The 14,748-nt window shown below is 67.8% G+C and carries 13 protein-coding genes; 8 read left to right on the top strand and 5 right to left on the bottom strand.

The annotated features are described in order from the left end of the window. Positions 1-148 precede the first annotated feature (148 nt). The 4 genes from IB243_RS09085 (at position 149) to IB243_RS09070 (ending at position 3,591) form a co-directional block, all read left to right on the top strand. Entirely contained in the window at positions 149-355 is a 207-nt protein-coding gene (locus tag IB243_RS09085; protein ID WP_010466991.1) for a zinc-finger domain-containing protein, read from the top strand. 3 nt (positions 356-358) lie between these two features. Continuing rightward, positions 359-1,174 (top strand): glycosyltransferase family 2 protein, encoded by an 816-nt coding sequence (locus IB243_RS09080; RefSeq protein ID WP_057271037.1) that lies wholly within the window; start codon positions 359-361, stop codon positions 1,172-1,174. After that, the gene (locus tag IB243_RS09075; protein ID WP_192426453.1) at positions 1,174-2,439 is read left to right on the top strand and encodes an O-antigen ligase; all 1,266 of its coding nucleotides are present in this window, start codon (positions 1,174-1,176) and stop codon (positions 2,437-2,439) included. Before IB243_RS09080 ends, IB243_RS09075 begins: the two co-directional genes overlap by 1 nt. A gap of 177 nt (positions 2,440-2,616) precedes the next feature. After that, positions 2,617-3,591, top strand: coding sequence for a glycosyltransferase (locus IB243_RS09070; RefSeq protein ID WP_057228214.1), 975 nt, complete (start codon positions 2,617-2,619; stop codon positions 3,589-3,591). Between the two features lie 177 nt (positions 3,592-3,768). Here IB243_RS09070 and IB243_RS09065 read toward each other — a convergent pair whose 3' ends face one another. Next, positions 3,769-4,929 (bottom strand): nitronate monooxygenase family protein, encoded by a 1,161-nt coding sequence (locus IB243_RS09065; protein WP_192426451.1) that lies wholly within the window; start codon positions 4,927-4,929, stop codon positions 3,769-3,771. A 67-nt stretch (positions 4,930-4,996) separates the two neighbouring features. After that, positions 4,997-5,866, bottom strand: coding sequence for a LysR family transcriptional regulator (locus IB243_RS09060; RefSeq protein WP_192426449.1), 870 nt, complete (start codon positions 5,864-5,866; stop codon positions 4,997-4,999). Positions 5,867-5,956: 90 nt separating this feature from the next. Here IB243_RS09060 and IB243_RS09055 point away from each other — a divergent pair, with 90 nt between their 5' ends. Further along, the gene (locus IB243_RS09055; protein WP_370540330.1) at positions 5,957-7,210 is read left to right on the top strand and encodes a YbfB/YjiJ family MFS transporter; all 1,254 of its coding nucleotides are present in this window, start codon (positions 5,957-5,959) and stop codon (positions 7,208-7,210) included. Here IB243_RS09055 and IB243_RS09050 read toward each other — a convergent pair. Next, positions 7,179-8,441 (bottom strand): ATP-binding protein, encoded by a 1,263-nt coding sequence (locus IB243_RS09050; protein ID WP_192426445.1) that lies wholly within the window; start codon positions 8,439-8,441, stop codon positions 7,179-7,181. The two genes, IB243_RS09055 and IB243_RS09050, sit on opposite strands and share 32 nt — an antisense overlap. A gap of 46 nt (positions 8,442-8,487) precedes the next feature. After that, positions 8,488-9,210, bottom strand: a complete 723-nt coding sequence (locus IB243_RS09045; RefSeq protein WP_192426443.1) for a response regulator — start codon at positions 9,208-9,210, stop codon at positions 8,488-8,490. A gap of 665 nt (positions 9,211-9,875) precedes the next feature. Between IB243_RS09045 and IB243_RS09040 the strand changes: the two genes are divergently transcribed. Further along, positions 9,876-10,556, top strand: coding sequence for a response regulator transcription factor (locus IB243_RS09040; RefSeq protein WP_057228219.1), 681 nt, complete (start codon positions 9,876-9,878; stop codon positions 10,554-10,556). Between the two features lie 55 nt (positions 10,557-10,611). Further along, positions 10,612-12,456, top strand: coding sequence for a sensor histidine kinase (locus IB243_RS09035; protein ID WP_225584860.1), 1,845 nt, complete (start codon positions 10,612-10,614; stop codon positions 12,454-12,456). Here IB243_RS09035 and IB243_RS09030 read toward each other — a convergent pair. Next, complete coding sequence (locus tag IB243_RS09030; protein WP_192426439.1) at positions 12,338-13,768, bottom strand: MFS transporter; 1,431 nt, start codon at positions 13,766-13,768, stop codon at positions 12,338-12,340. The two genes, IB243_RS09035 and IB243_RS09030, sit on opposite strands and share 119 nt — an antisense overlap. Before the next feature lie 130 nt (positions 13,769-13,898). Here IB243_RS09030 and IB243_RS09025 point away from each other — a divergent pair, with 130 nt between their 5' ends. Then, entirely contained in the window at positions 13,899-14,747 is an 849-nt protein-coding gene (locus IB243_RS09025; protein ID WP_192426437.1) for a M48 family metallopeptidase, read from the top strand. Position 14,748: the final 1 nt, after the last annotated feature.

Here is a 14,748-nt window from a genome sequence, read left to right as displayed (position 1 = left end):
GGCCGCGCCGCATCCCCTTTCTTTCGGCTTTGCCGGGCAGGGGACGGCGCAACCGCTACAGGGCGGCCGTTGCGCTGCGTCTGCGGGCGTGTGCCGCACCGATTTCAGCATCGCCCCCCGCGCGATGCACTATGGAGAACTGATACCTATGTCGCAAGCTGCCGTTGAATTGCTGGCCAAAGACCTGAACGCCCAGGGTGGTGTTTTCTGCCCGAGCCCCAAGGCCGAGATGAAGCTGTGGAACAGCCACCCCAAGGTCTACCTGGATGTGGCCCGCACGGGCGAAGCCAAGTGCCCGTATTGCGGGACGGTGTACCGCCTGAAGGCGGGCGAACACGTACACGCTGGCCACTGATTGATGCCAGTTGCAACCGGCGGCGCATCGGTGTCGCCCACGTTGACCGTTGCGGTGCTGACCCACAACGAGGCACACCGGGTTGAAGCCTGCCTGAAGAGCGCCGCGTTTGCCGACCAGTTGCTGGTGGTGGACAGTGGCAGCACGGACGACACGGTGGCCATCGCCACGCGCCTGGGCGCCGAGGTCCATAGCCACCCCGACTGGCAGGGTTTTGCTGTGCAGCGCAACCGGTTGCTGGCGCATGCACGTGGCGACTATGTGTTCTTCCTGGATGCCGACGAAGTGATGACGCCTGCGTTTGCCCAGGAGCTGCAAGCCATCGTCCGCTCGGGCGAGCAGGCGGTGTGGACCATTCGCTGGCGCATGGTGGCTTATGGGCACGAGCTCACGTATTTCCGCTCCCAATCTCAGATCGAACGCCTGTTTGTGCGCGCGCTCGTCCGGGAATTTACCGGCGTGGTGCACGAGCAGGCCCAGCTGCATGCCTTGCCCGGCGGTGCAGAAGTGCCGCGTCGCCTCATCAAGGCGCGGCTGCTGCACTACTCCCGCACCACGGTGCGCGGCAGCCTGGAAAAGCTCACCCAGTACGTGATGCTGGGTGCCGCCAAGCGTGCCGAGAAGGGCCAGCGCGGCGGGGTGCTGCGCGGCCTGGCGTCGGGGTTGTCGATGTTCCTGCGGCTGTATGTGTTTCGCCTGGGCTTTCTGTGTGGTGGTGCGGGATTCCTGTACTGCCTGTTTGTGGCGCTGGAGGGTTTCTTTCGTTATGCCGCCCTGCACTACGACCGCGACAGCCTGACGGGGCGGGTGATTCGGTGATGACGTCTCAGCAGGACACCCGGCGCTGGTTTTCTCGCAGCGCCAGTGTGGGTGCGTTCATGGTTCCGGGGCTGGCGCTGTGGCTGCCCTCGGGCTATTCCTACGGTGCCGTCCTGCTGCTGCTGGCCACCCTGGCCAGTGCGCCGCTGTGGTTGCGCCGCCCGGCACCGCGTGCCGCCTGGTGGCTGACGGCGGCTTTTTCATGCATGGCTGCGCTGTGGATGCTGGATGTGGGTGCCACCTGGGGCTGGGGCAGCATGGACCGCCCGATCAAATACCTGCTCGCCTTGCCCTGCATCTTCTTTTTGATGACGTTCGAGCCCCGCGCCTCCTGGCTGTGGATGGGCGTGGCGGTGGGCGCGGTGGGCAGTGGGTTGGTCGCGCTGTACCAGACCTACGTGATGGCATTGCCCCGCGCGAGTGGTTTTACCAATGCGATCCAGTATGGCAACCTGAGCATGCTGCTGGCCGTCATGAGTGGCCTGCTGCTGGTGGTGCAGTGGAAGCGCTGGTTGCTGTGGCAGCGCCTGCTGCTGGCCAGTGCCATCCTGCTGGGCGCCACAGGGTCGGTGCTGTCCCAGTCGCGTGGGGGCTGGCTGGCCCTGGTGTTGCTGCTGCCGGTCAGCGCGTGGCTGCTGGTGCGTACCACGGGACAACGCCGCGTGTACTGGGGCCTGTGTGCGCTGGCGCTGGCCGCGGCCGCGCTGTCGCAGGTGCCCGCAGTGGAGCAGCGGGTGGACGAGGCGCGCCAGGAAGTGCAGACCTACCAGAACCACGGCGATGGCCGCAGCTCGGTGGGCCAGCGGCTGGCGCACTGGCGCCTGGCATGGCAGATGGGCTGGGACCGGCCCCTCACTGGCTGGGGCCGGGCAGGGTATACCGAGGAAAAGGCACGGCGCGTGGCGGCCGGGCTGGCGCACCCGGTGGTGCTTGAATTTGGCCATGCGCACAACGAAATCCTGGACCTGTTTGCCAAGCGGGGGCTGCCCGGTGTGCTGCTGCTGATGGCTTTCTACGGCATACCGCTGGCGATGTTCTGGCCCACGGCCTGGCGCATCCGCGATGGGTCTGGAAAGATGGACAAGGAGTCGCTTTCATTGTGCCTGGTGGGTGTAATGGTTCCCCTGTCGTACATCGGCTTCGGTCTCACACAGGTCTTCCTGGCCCACAACAGCGGCAACATGTTCTACCTCTTCATGTGCCCCCTGGTGCTGGCAGCCCTGCATGAGCGGCGCACGCGCATGGGCTGTCCCCGCCCGCTGTGAAATGAAGCACCCCCTGAGTCGCTTCGCGCCTTCCCCCTCTCTCGCTGCGCGGGAGGAGGACGCCACCGGTGGCCTGGCGAAGCCAGTGCCACGGTGGCACTGGCTTGGGCCGCGCCAGTTTCAATCGTTGCGGCTGGTGCCCAGCGCCATGGACTCCTGAGACGAGAGGCATTCTTCATGCACATCCTGCTGGTCAACAACTCTCCCATCCCGGTCTACGGCTATGGCGGTACCGAGCGCGTGATCTGGGACCTGGGCAAGACCTTGGTCCAGCAAGGCCACCGGGTGAGCTACCTGGTGCCCGAGGGCTCGACCTGCGACTTCGGCGACGTGCTGCCCATCCGCCCCGACGAGCCGTGGGAAGGGCAGATCCCGAAGGGCGTGGACATCACGCACTTCCAGTTCAACCCCCGCACCGAGCTGGCCAAGCCGTACCTGGTGACCGAGCACGGCAACGCGCGCAAGCCCAAGCCGCTGCCGCTGAACACCGTGTTCCTCTCGCGCGACCACGCTGCGCGGTACGGCTCTACCGAGTTCGTCTACAACGGCCTGGACTGGAGCGGCTACGGCCCGGTGGACTTTGGCCTGCCGCGTCCGCGCTACCACTTCCTGGGCAAGGCGGCCTGGGGTGTGAAGAACGTGCGCGGCGCGATCAAGGTGGCACTGCGCGCGGGTGTGGAGCTCGATGTGCTGGGCGGCACGCGCATCAACTTCAAGCGGGGCTTCCGCTGGACGCTGTCGCGCAAGATCCATTTCCACGGCATGGTGGGCGGTACGCAGAAGACCGGGCTGCTCAACGCATCGCGCGGGCTCATCTTTCCGGTGCGCTGGCACGAGCCCTTCGGCCTGGCCGTGATCGAAAGCCTGTACTTCGGGTGCCCGGTGTTCTCCACGCCGTACGGCGCGCTGCCCGAGCTGGTGCCGCTGCACTGCGGCGTGCTCTCGGCCGAGGCCGACGTGCTGGCCGAAGCCGTGCGCAACAACCGCTTCGATGCCCGGGCCTGCCACCAGCACGTGGTCGACCATTTTGGCGCCGAGCGCATGGCGCGCAACTACCTGCGGATGTACGAGCGCGTGCTGGCCGGTGAAAAGATCAACGCCCAGCCCCCTGTCATCCTGGGGCCTGCACGCGAACTGCCCTGGAGGCAGTGAAGCCCCCTGAGGCGCTGCGCGCCTTCCCCCGGAGGGGGACGCACCCAGTGGCCCGGCAAAGCCGGTTCCGCGGGTGCACTGGCGTTAGGGGCGCGCCGGTATTGGGGGCTCGCTTGGAAACAAAAATGGCAGATACCGCTTGTCTATCAAGCGGTATCTGCTATCAATCGAATAGCTTTACTGTGCGGTGAGTTGTGCCGCCATTTCGGCCAGCGCGGCCCGCCATTCCGCTTCCAGTGCGGCCACCAGCGCTGCGGCGGGCATGGGGCGCACCCCGGCCACACCCTGGCCGGCCCACAGCGAGAGGTGGTCGGCGCGGCCTGCCTCGGCGCTGGCGCGGCGCAGGGCGCCGGTGAGGGCGTTCTGCACGGGGTAGGCCGGCACATCGGTCTCGTGGGCGTGCAGCTTCTGCAGCATGGGGTTGACGATGCCGCGCGCCGGGCGGCCCGAGAACACGCGGGTGGTGCGCGTGTCGGTGGCGATGGCCTGGGCCATGGCGTCGCGGTAGGCGCGGCCGATGCCCGATTCGTCGCAGGCGAGGAAGGCGGTGCCCATCTGCACCGCCTCGGCCCCCAGCGCCTGCGCCGCGGCGATGCCGCGGCCATCCATGATGCCGCCGGCCGCGATCACGGCCACGCCGCGGGGGCGCAAGGCGTCGACGCACTGCGGCACCAGCGCCAGCGCGCCCACCATCGCAGCGGCGAAGTCGGCCTGTGATGGTACCCCCGCACGCATGGTGGAGCCAGCAGGCGCAAGGCCCTCGGCCTGCGGCCGGCCCGTGGGCAAAAAGGTGCCGCGGTGGCCCCCCGCCTCCATGCCCGATGCGCACACGGCATCGGCCCCCACGTCGGCCCAGGCCAGCGCTTCGGCCACCGTCGTGGCCGTGCCGATCACGTAGCAGCCCGCGCTGTGCAGGCGCTCGACCTGTGCGGCTGTGAGGATGCCGAAGGTGAAGCTGGCCACCGCGGGCCGGGCCTCGACCAAGGCATCGAACTGCGCACGGAAGTCCTCGCACCAGCGCGCGGGCACGGCGGCCTGCAAGCCGAACTCGGCGTACAGCGGCGCCACGCGCGCCAGCGCCAAATCGACGGTGGCGGCATCGGGCGTGGGCGTGTCCTGCACGAAGAGGTTGAGCCCGAAGGGCCGGTCCGTGCGGCGGCGCACCTCGGCGGCGGCCTCGGCCATGGCCGCCGCCGAGCGCATGCCGCAGCCCAGCGTGCCCAGCCCGCCCGCCGCGGACACGGCCGCTGCCAGGGCCGGCGTGTCCGCGCCGGTCATGGGCCCCTGCACGATGGGCAGGCGAAGGGAGAGGGCGGTGCGCAGGCTGCGGTCGGGCATGGTGACGTTCCGTGAAAGAAAGAAGGAAATGAAGTGGGAAACAAAGGGGGAAAAGAGCTGAAGGCGGTCAGTCGACCAGCACCTGCTGCAGCGCATCGAGCGCGGCCGAGCGGTAGCCCTGGCGCCAGGTCAGCAAGGTGGTGATGGTGGTGATCGGCTGCTGGCTCAGCAATGCCGCGTGCGGCGAGATGCTGAGCACCGAGCGCGGCACGATGCCCGCGCAGCCGCCGCCCGCCACGCTGGCCAGGATGGCGTGGTACGAGCCCAGCTCCAGCAACTGCATCGGCTGCCGCCGGGGCGCAAACCACTCTTGCGCGATGCGGCGGTAGGTGCAGCCGGGCTCGAACACCGCCAGCGTGCCGGGCTGCACCTGGTCGGGGCCGGCGGCATGCGGGTGGCCAGCGGGCAGGACCAGCAGCAGCTCTTCCGTGAACACCGGCCGAGTTTCCAGGGCCGGGTCGGCGGGCTGGCCCGGTGGCCAGGCCACCAGCACCGCGTCGAGCGCGTGCGCGCGCAGGCGTTCCACCAGCACGCGGGTCGCGGCGGTCGTCAGCTCCAGCGCCACGCCGGGCCACTGGCTGTGCAGCCGCGCCAGCGGCGCGGGCAGGCGGCTGGCCGCGGTGCTTTCCATCGACCCCAGTCGCAGGCGGCCGGCGGGCGGGCCGGGTTGCAGCGCCTGCCGCGCCTCCTCGGCCAGCGCGAGCAGCCGGTCGGCATAGCCCAGCAGCACCTGGCCCTCGGGCGTGAGCGCCATGCGCTTGCCCTCGCGCAGGAACAGCGGGGTGCCCAGGTCGGCCTCCAGCTGACGCACCCGCGTCGTCACGTTGGACTGCACACGCGACAGCCGCTCGGCCGCGCGCGTGACGCTGCCCTCTGCCGCCACGGTGCGGAAGATGTCGAGGGCGGCGAGGTCCAGAAGGGGTGGGGCTTTGTCCATCTTTAAAAAGTATGAATCACAAAAATTCAATCTCTTGTTAAGATGATAAACACCCTCCACCCCCGTGGCAACCCTCCGCCACCCTGTACCGTGAACCAGGCGTCTCTTTCTCCTTCCGCCCATCGGCACACCGACGGCACCGCCGCGCTGCGGGTGGCCCTGGCCGGCATGGCCGCACTGGCCGCGGCCATGGGCATCGGCCGCTTTGCCTTCACCCCGCTCTTGCCCATGATGCTGCACGACGGCGTGGTGGACATCGCCACCGGCAGCTGGCTGGCCACGGCCAACTACGCTGGCTACCTGGCGGGGGCGCTCTTGTACATGGCGTTGCCCTGGGTGGGCCGCCGGCTGGGTGGCGTGCCCGGCAATGCGGCCCTGGTGCGTGGCGGGCTGGTTGCCACGGTGCTGCTCACAGGGCTGCTGGCCCTGCCGTGGCCGGTGTCTTGGCCGCTGCTGCGCCTGCTGGCGGGCGTGGCCAGCGCGCTGGTGTTTCTGGGAACGGCCAACTGGTGCATGGGGCGGTTGGCGCACCTGGGGCGCCCGGCCTGGGGTGGGTTGATCTTCTGCGGGCCGGGGCTGGGTATTGTCATCACCGGTTTGCTGACCAGCGCCATGGTGGCGGCGGGCTGGAGCGCTGCCACGGGCTGGGCGGCCTTTGCGGTGCTGGCGGCGGTGTTGTGCACGGGTGCATGGCGCGCCTTTCACGATGGCGATGCGTCAGCCATCGGTACATCCGGCGCCGCCACCGTGTTGTCCATGCCCCCACCGCGCCCTGCAGCCGAGCGGTCGCTGCTGGCCGCCGCGTATGGCCTTGCCGGCCTGGGCTACATCGTCACAGCCACGTTCCTGCCGGTCATCGCGCGCGCCGCCTTGCCAGCGGGGTCGGTGTGGCCTGATCTGTTCTGGCCGATCTTTGGTGCGGGCGTGGCGCTGGGCGCGCTGCTCTCCACGCGCATCAGCCCCGCGCGGGACCGGCGCCTGCTGCTGGCCGTGGCCTATGTGCTGCAGGCGGGCGGTGTCGCGCTGGGGGTGTTGTGGCCCGGGCCTGCGGGCTTTGCGCTCGGCAGTCTGCTCCTGGGCCTGCCCTTCACAGCCATCACGTTCTTTGCGCTGCAGGAGGCCCGCCACCAGTGGCCGCAGGCGGGCGCGGGTTTCACGGGCTTGATGACCGCGCTGTATGGCATCGGCCAGATCGTGGGGCCGCCCATGGCGGCTGCGCTGCTGGCGCGCGCGGGCTCTCAGGCGCAGGGGTTCGATTGGGCGCTCGCCGTGGCGGGCTCGATGCTGGTGATGGGGGCGGTGATTTACGGCTTCATGGCGTGGCGCTGGCGCCAGCCGTGCTGACCGGCAACCGCAGCACGAAGCAGGCGCCGCCGCCCTCGCTGTCTTCGCAGTGCACGGTGCCGTTGTGGCGGCCCGCAATGGACCGCACCAGTGCCAGCCCCAGGCCCACGCCCCCGGCGCGTTCGCTGGCGCCGGGCAGCCGATAGAAGGGCTCGAAGATGCGTTCGCGGTGGGTCACAGGCACGCCCGGCCCCCGGTCGCTCACGCGCACTTCGGCATGGCCCTGGCGGCGGAGCACCGCCACCGTGATGTCACCTGTGCTGTAGCGGCGTGCATTCTCCAGCAGGTTGCGGATGGCGCGGCGCAGCAGCTTGGAGACGCCGAGCACGTCCACCGAATCCGAACTCACGTCCAGGTCGGCATCCACGCGCGCGCACTCCTCGGCGGCCAGGCCAATCAGGTCGACCAGCTCCACGGTGCCCACATCGGCTTCGCGCGCATCCAGGCGGCTGGCCAGCAGGATTTCGTCCACCAGCTGGTCCAGCTCGGCGATGTTGCGCAGGATCTCCTCACGGAAGGCGGGCGAGGGCTGCTGCCCGCCCATCAGCTCCATGCCCATGCGGATGCGGGTGAGCGGCGAGCGCAGTTCGTGCGAGGCGTTGGCCAGCAGGGATTTGTGCGACTTGACCAGCGTTTCCACGCGCGCCGCGGCGGCGTTGAACTGGCGCGCGAGGTCGGCCACCTCGTCCTGCCCCTGCTCGGGCACACGCACCGACAAGTCGCCCTCGCCAAACTTCTGCACGCTGCGCTGCAGCGCTTCCAGCCGCAGCGTGAGGCGCCGGATGATGGGGTACACGCCCACGGCCACGGCCAGGCCCACGATGCCTAGGAGCCACAGGAAGCCAAACGGCGGGCGGGTCCAGAACGCAGCGTCGCCCTGGTTGGGGCCACCGCCTCCCGGCCGGCCGCCGCCTCGGTCACCCCGGGGCTGGCGGGGCGCCATCTGAAGCGTGAAAGACTGGCCCGTGTCGGACTCAATATGGAACTCGGCCCCTTCGCCGGGTTCCGTGGGCTGGCGTGTGGCCAGGCCCTTCAGCACCAGGTTGCCCGTGGGGTCGCGCAGCACCATCTCGCGCGAGGGCGGCACAAACGGCTGGGTGGTCTGTGCCTTCTGCTCCTCGGCCATGCGCCAGGCCCAGCCTACGGTCAGCGTGAGCACCGCGATGCCGCCGACCACGGCGAGCCAGATGCGCAGGTACAGGCGGCGGGAAAAGGGGGTGGAGAGGGACATTCAGCAAAGCGGGGGTGCGCGCCGTGGCAAGGCCGCGCTCCACCGGTCAGTCTTGTTGTTTCGCGAATACATAGCCCACGCCGCGCACGGTGAGGATGCGGCGCGGGTTCTTGGCGTCGGCCTCGATGGCGGCACGGATGCGGCCCATGTGCACGTCGATGGAGCGGTCGAACGCCTCCAGCTCGCGGCCGCGCACGGCCTCCATGATCTGGTCGCGCGTGAGCACGCGGCCCGCACGCTCGGCCAGCGCCACGAGCAAATCGAATTGGTAGGAGGTGAGGTCGGCCAGCTCGCCTGCCACGGTCACGGTGCGGGCGTCGCGGTCGATCTCCAGCGTGCCAAAACGCAGCACCTGGGTGGTGGCCGAAGCTGTGCCGCCATCGGTGCGGCGGCGCAGGATCGCACGGATGCGCGCCAGCAATTCACGCGGCTCGAAAGGTTTGGGCAGGTAATCGTCGGCACCCAGCTCCAGGCCGATGATGCGGTCCATGGGGTCGCCCTTGGCGGTGAGCATGAGCACCGGCACCTGGGCCGCATTGCCTTGCAGCGACCGGATGCGCCGGCACACCTCCAGGCCGTCCATGTCGGGCAGCATGAGGTCGAGGATCACGAGGTCGGGCAGCGCCCCGGCGTCGGGCCCCTGCAGCTGCGCCAGGCCACTTTTGCCGTCCGCGCGGTGCGTGACCTGCAGGCCCGACTGGCCCAGGTACTCGCCCACCATCTGTGCGAGGCGGGCGTCGTCTTCGATCATCAGCAGTTGGGAGCTCATGGGGGCAGTGTAGTGGGGGGTGCCTCTCATGGTGGCGACGGGCCGTCACGCGGTTTTATCGGCCAGGTAAAGCTTCCGTAAAGCAAATCCCGGCGTGCCGTGCCTGGACGGGAGCCAACGGTCGATGGAGCGCAATAAAAAAAGCTCCCCTGGGGGAGCGTGAAAACGTGCCCTTGGCAGCACGGGTTAGATGCGGTCCGGTGACAAGCCCCGCTGGATGCACATGAGCCTCCAGGCTTTGGCGTCCAAGTGCCTCGCAGAAGTTGTTGTGCATGTGGTTTCGCCGATGACCATCGTGCCGCTCCGCGCCACCTTTGCATCTGGAGCAGGTGTGCCGGGACGGCCTTTGATGGATGAAGCACCACTGCGGGTCACGGCCGTTGGCGACAAGGCTCCGCCAAGCGTGCCCTTGGTCACCCGCTGATCTGACTTTCTCCAAACCACGAAATGTGCGCATGCCATGAACATGGGAGCTGCGGCTTCTTGTGCGTCCCCTGCTTTGCCTCTACGCTTGAGCGCATGAAACTCGTCTTTACCTCCTACATGGACGCGGCGAACCCCCTGGATTCAATGCGTGGGCCGCAGGCCAGTGATGTGCGGCAAGAGGGCGCTGAAATGGCGGCGAATGGGGCTTTGCAGCCAGAGACCAATGCTCGGGCCCCTGCATGAAATCCTCCGAGCACCGCTCCGCCGTGCAAGACCTTGGCATTTCCGTCGCTATCGTGGAAGACGACCCGCGCACCCGTGAGCGCTTTGCACGGGCGCTCGCGCGTGCAAAGCGCCTGTGTCTGGCCTATGCCGCGGCCACAGTGAGCGAGATGGTCGCCTGGCTGCGCGAGAACAGTGTGGATGTACTCTTGGTGGATCTCGGTCTGCCGGATGGATCGGGTCTGGAAGTGATCCGCCAGTGCCAGAAATTGTCTCCAGGTACCGAGATCATGGTCATCACCATGTTTGGCGACGAGGCGAACATGATGCGCGCTTTCGAGGCGGGCGCACGCGGCTACCTGCTCAAGGATGGCACCGAAGACGATCTGGCGGAACATGTGGTGAGCCTTAACGCAGGGGGCTCCCCGATGACGCCCATCATTGCGCGTCAGCTGCTGGCCCGGCTGTCTCCTGTGCCCTTGCCACAGGGGCCATCGCCAGTCGCCGAAACCTTGACGGTGCGCGAGAGGGAAATTCTGGCCAAACTCGCACGCGGATTTACCTATGCCGAAGCCGCAGAGATCCTTGGCATCGCGCCGTCCACCGTCCAATCCCATGTCAAGAATATCTACAACAAATTGGCCGTTCACTCAAAGACGGAAGCGATTTTTGAGGCACGACAGCTGGGGCTGTTGTAGCAAGCTCCAGTGCTTGGTGCGTGCGTGGGCATGGCGTGTGGTGGTGGCTTTGTCGATGCTTCTGTGCAGCGCGGTGCAGGCGCAGGGGGGTACGGACACGATTGACATTGCGCAGGCGTACCTGGAGCCGGAGGGGGCTCCGGCCTGGTCAGGACAGGTGAAACTTCCTCATCTTTGGGACAAGGCCTATCCAGGGCTGGCAGGGCGCGCCCGCTACCAGCTCGTCCTGCCCCCGGTCGCCCCGGACGGCGTGCTGCGGGGTCTTTATTTCCCTCGTGTGGGAAACCAGGTGCAAATATATGTGGGGGGTGATTTGATAGCGCATCGCGGCGTCCTCGGAGACAGCCGCAACGATGCAACCAAGGCGCCGCTGTGGGTGCCTGTACCTACAAGCCTCCTTTCCAGCACCGCTTCCACGGCGCTGGAGGTGCGTGTGGCGGTGCAACCCGTACGTTGGGGAGGGTTGGCCGCGCCACGTTTCGGGCCAGAGGCCACGTTGCTGCCGCAATACCGCGAGCGCTATATCTGGCGGCAGTGGGGCGCGGTGGCCGTGGTGTTTGCGCTGGCACTCACGGGCGTGGTTGCCGGGGGGCTGTGGCACCTGAATCGCGAGCCTGTGTATGGCTATTTTGCGCTTTGCGCGCCGTTCGGGATGCTGCGGTATGGCGATCGGCTGTGGGAGACATCCCCCCTGGGGTGGCCGCTATGGGGCGGCATCGTGGCTTTCTCGTTGACGGTTCACATGCTGTTGTTGGTGCGCTTCGCCTTGGCGCTGGTGGGCCGGGACGGCGTGGGGGCCAGGCGGGGCTTCTGGGTGCTGCTGGCCGCCGAGGCGTCACTGGTCGTGGGGGGCTTTGGGTTTGGGCAGCCCTGGTGCTGGACTGCCGCCCTGGCACTGCTGTTTGTGCCTGCCTTCTGGGCGTATGCCGTTGCTGCGCGAGAGGCGCTGGTGGCCCGGCAGCCCGAAGCCATCGCGTTGTGTCTTGCCAGCTTTATTCCCATCGGCGCAGGACTTTACGATTTCCTGGAAATTCGGGTGTCCACAGAAAGTGTGGGCCGTTCTTCTTATCTGCCACTGGCCACCATGTTGTTCGTGCTGCTCATGGGATGGCTCATCCTGAACCGCTACGCCCGGCAGGTGCGTGCCTACCAGGGGTTGAGCAATTCGCTGGACGAGAAGGTTCGCCAGCGCGAGCAGGAGCTGCAGGTCAGCTACGCCCTGTTGCAGCAGGAGCACGCCCAGCATGCCGCGCTCCTGGAGCGCCAGCGCATCATGCGCGACATTCACGACGGCGTGGGTTCGCAACTGGTGGGGTTGCTCAGCCTCATTGGCAAAGGCCGCACCAATGCCCAGCTGCGCGAGCACGCGAATGCTGCGCTGGATGAACTGCGCATGGCCGTGGATGCCATCCAGCCGGTGGGTGGTGATCTGGCTACGGTACTGGCCACGCTGCGCTACCGGATGCAACCGCGCCTGGCGGCCACAGGCATCCAGGTGGATTGGCAGGTGGAGGAGCTCCCCGCCCTAGAAAGTCTCACGCCGCACATGGTGCTGCAGATCCAACGCCTCCTGCTGGAGGCATTCACCAACGTGCTGCGGCACGCGCAGGCCAGCACCGTGCGGGTGAGTGCCCGCCATCAGGATGGGCCGGGCCAGCCGCCGCATCTGGTGCTGGAGATTGCCGACAACGGAGTCGGCATGGAGAGTTCGGCCCAGCTTGGAGGGCAGGGGCTGGCCAACATGCGGGCCAGGGCGCAGGCCATTGGCGCGCAGCTGGAGATCACGGCTGCGCCGGGTCAGGGGACCTGTGTGCGGGTGGCGTTGCCGATGGCGCCCGAACCCGTGCAGCCAGCCATACCAGCACCAGCACCGGCAGCCCCAGCATCGCGGTGGCCGTGAAGAAGTGCGCGTAGCCGAAGGCATTCACATAGTCGCCCGAGAAGCCCGCTACAAATTTGGGCAGCAGCAGCATCATCGAGCTGAACAGTGCGTACTGCGTGGCCGAGTAGCTGACGTTGGTCAGGCTCGACAGGTAGGCGATGAACGCGGCCGAGGCAATCCCGCTGGCCAGGTTGTCGGCCGAGACCACGGCGATCAGCGCGGTCACATCGTGCCCGTGGCCCGCCAGCCAGGCGAACAGCAGGTTGCTGGCGGCGCTCAGGATGGCGCCCAGCATCAGGATGCGCATCACGCCAAAACGCATCGACAGCACGCCGCCCACGAAAGCACCGGCCAGCGTCATGATCACGCCGTACACCTTGGTGACGGCGGCCACCTCGTCCTTGGTGAAGCCCATGTCCACATAGAACGGGTTGGCCATGATGCCCATCACCACATCGCTGATGCGGTAGACGGCAATGAGCGCCAGGATCAGCGCCGCGTGCCAGCCATAGCGGCGCAGGAAGTCGGCAAACGGATCCACCATGGCGCTCTGGATCCACTCGGCAGCGTTTTTGGCCGGGGGCAGTTGCACGGGCGCGGGCTCGCGCGAGAACAGCACGGTGATCACGCCCACCGCCATTGACGCCGCCATGGCCAGGTAGGCCGCCTGCCAGGCGCCGTTCTGGTACGCGGCCGCGCCTTGCGCTACCACCTGCCCCACCGCAGGGGCCACTTCGGAGCGCGCCGCAATCCACAACACGCCCGCACCGGCCCAGATCATGGCCAGGCGGTAGCCTGTCTGGTACGAGGCTGCCAGCGCGGCCTGGTGATTGGCGTCGGCAGATTCGATGCGAAACGCATCCAACGCAATGTCCTGCGTGGCTGAGCCAAACGCCACCGCGAGCGCGCACCACACGATGGGTCCGAGCGTCTGGCGCGGGTCGGCCAGCGCCATGCCGATGAGCCCGCCTACGATGAGCGCCTGCGACAGCAGCAGCCAGCTGCGGCGGCGCCCCAGCGCCTGGGTGAGCAGCGGGATCGGCATGCGGTCCACCAGCGGCGCCCACACCCACTTGAAGCCGTAGGCCAGGCCCACCCAGCTCAGATACCCAATGGTGCTGCGGTCAATGCCCGCCTCGCGCAGGCGAAAGCTCAGCGTGCCCAGCACCAGCAGCAGTGGCAGCCCGGCGGAGAACCCGAGCGTGAGCATGCGCAGGCTGGCGGGCTCCAGGTACACGCGCAGCGTCTGCAGCCAGGGCGTGCGCGGGGGCTTGTCCGGGGCGGTGGTGGGTGCGAGGCTGGGGCGGGAAGATGTGGAGGTGTCTGACATGGGCGAGCGTGGGTTTTGTCTATCATCGCCGACGCACCCTTGTAGCCAGCCTGTCGGCCTCCATCTGCGCGGCAGACTCTGGTGTGTTGTGTGCCAGCGCTGCTCATTATTCCTTTTGGGATTGCCTTGTATGTGTCTTTTCTGCCCCGCTCCCTCTGTTGCGCCGTCGTCCCCATGGTCGGCGCGCCGCGCCTTCCTGCTGGCAGCAGGTGTCAGCGCTGCGGCTCCCGTGCTGGCGCAGGTGGATGTGGGTACCGCGTCCAGCCTGCGCAAGCTGGTGCCCGCCGAGACGCTGGAAAACTCTGCAGCCCAGCAGTACCAGCAGATGCTGCAGCAGGCCAAGGCCAAACGTGCGCTGGCGCCCGACAACCACCCGCAGCTGCAGCGCCTGCACGCCATTTCAAAGCGGCTGATCCCGCACGCCACGCCCTGGAACGAGCGCGCCAGGCAGTGGCGCTGGGAGGTCAACCTCATTGGCAGCCAGCAGATCAATGCGTTCTGCATGCCCGGCGGCAAGATTGCGTTCTATACCGGCATCCTCGACCAGCTCAAGCTCACCGACGACGAAGCCGCGATGATCATGGGCCACGAAATGGCCCACGCGCTGCGCGAGCATGCGCGTGAGCGCATCGCCAAGACGCAGGGCACCAACCTGGCGCTGCGCCTGGGCTCGCAGCTGCTCGGCCTGGGAGACCTGGGCAATGCGGCTGCCAGCCTGGGCGGGCAACTGCTCACGTTGCAGTTCAGCCGGTCGGACGAGACCGATGCCGACCTGGTGGGGCTGGAGCTGGCCGCCCGCGCGGGCTACCAGCCTTCGGCTGCCGTGAGCCTGTGGCAAAAGATGGGCAACGCCAGCGGCAACAAGCAGGGCGGGCTGGCTTTCCTCTCCACCCACCCCTCGGGTCCGGCGCGCATCAAGGAATTGGAAATGAACGTGCCGAAGGTGCAGGGCCTCTACCAAGCCGCCCAACGCGGCTGAC

Origin of the sequence: Acidovorax sp. ACV01 (genome assembly GCF_014851495.1) — a bacterium.
Taxonomy (GTDB): Bacteria; Pseudomonadota; Gammaproteobacteria; order Burkholderiales; family Burkholderiaceae_C; genus Acidovorax; species Acidovorax radicis.
This window is presented reverse-complemented; position numbering and strand designations above follow the sequence as displayed.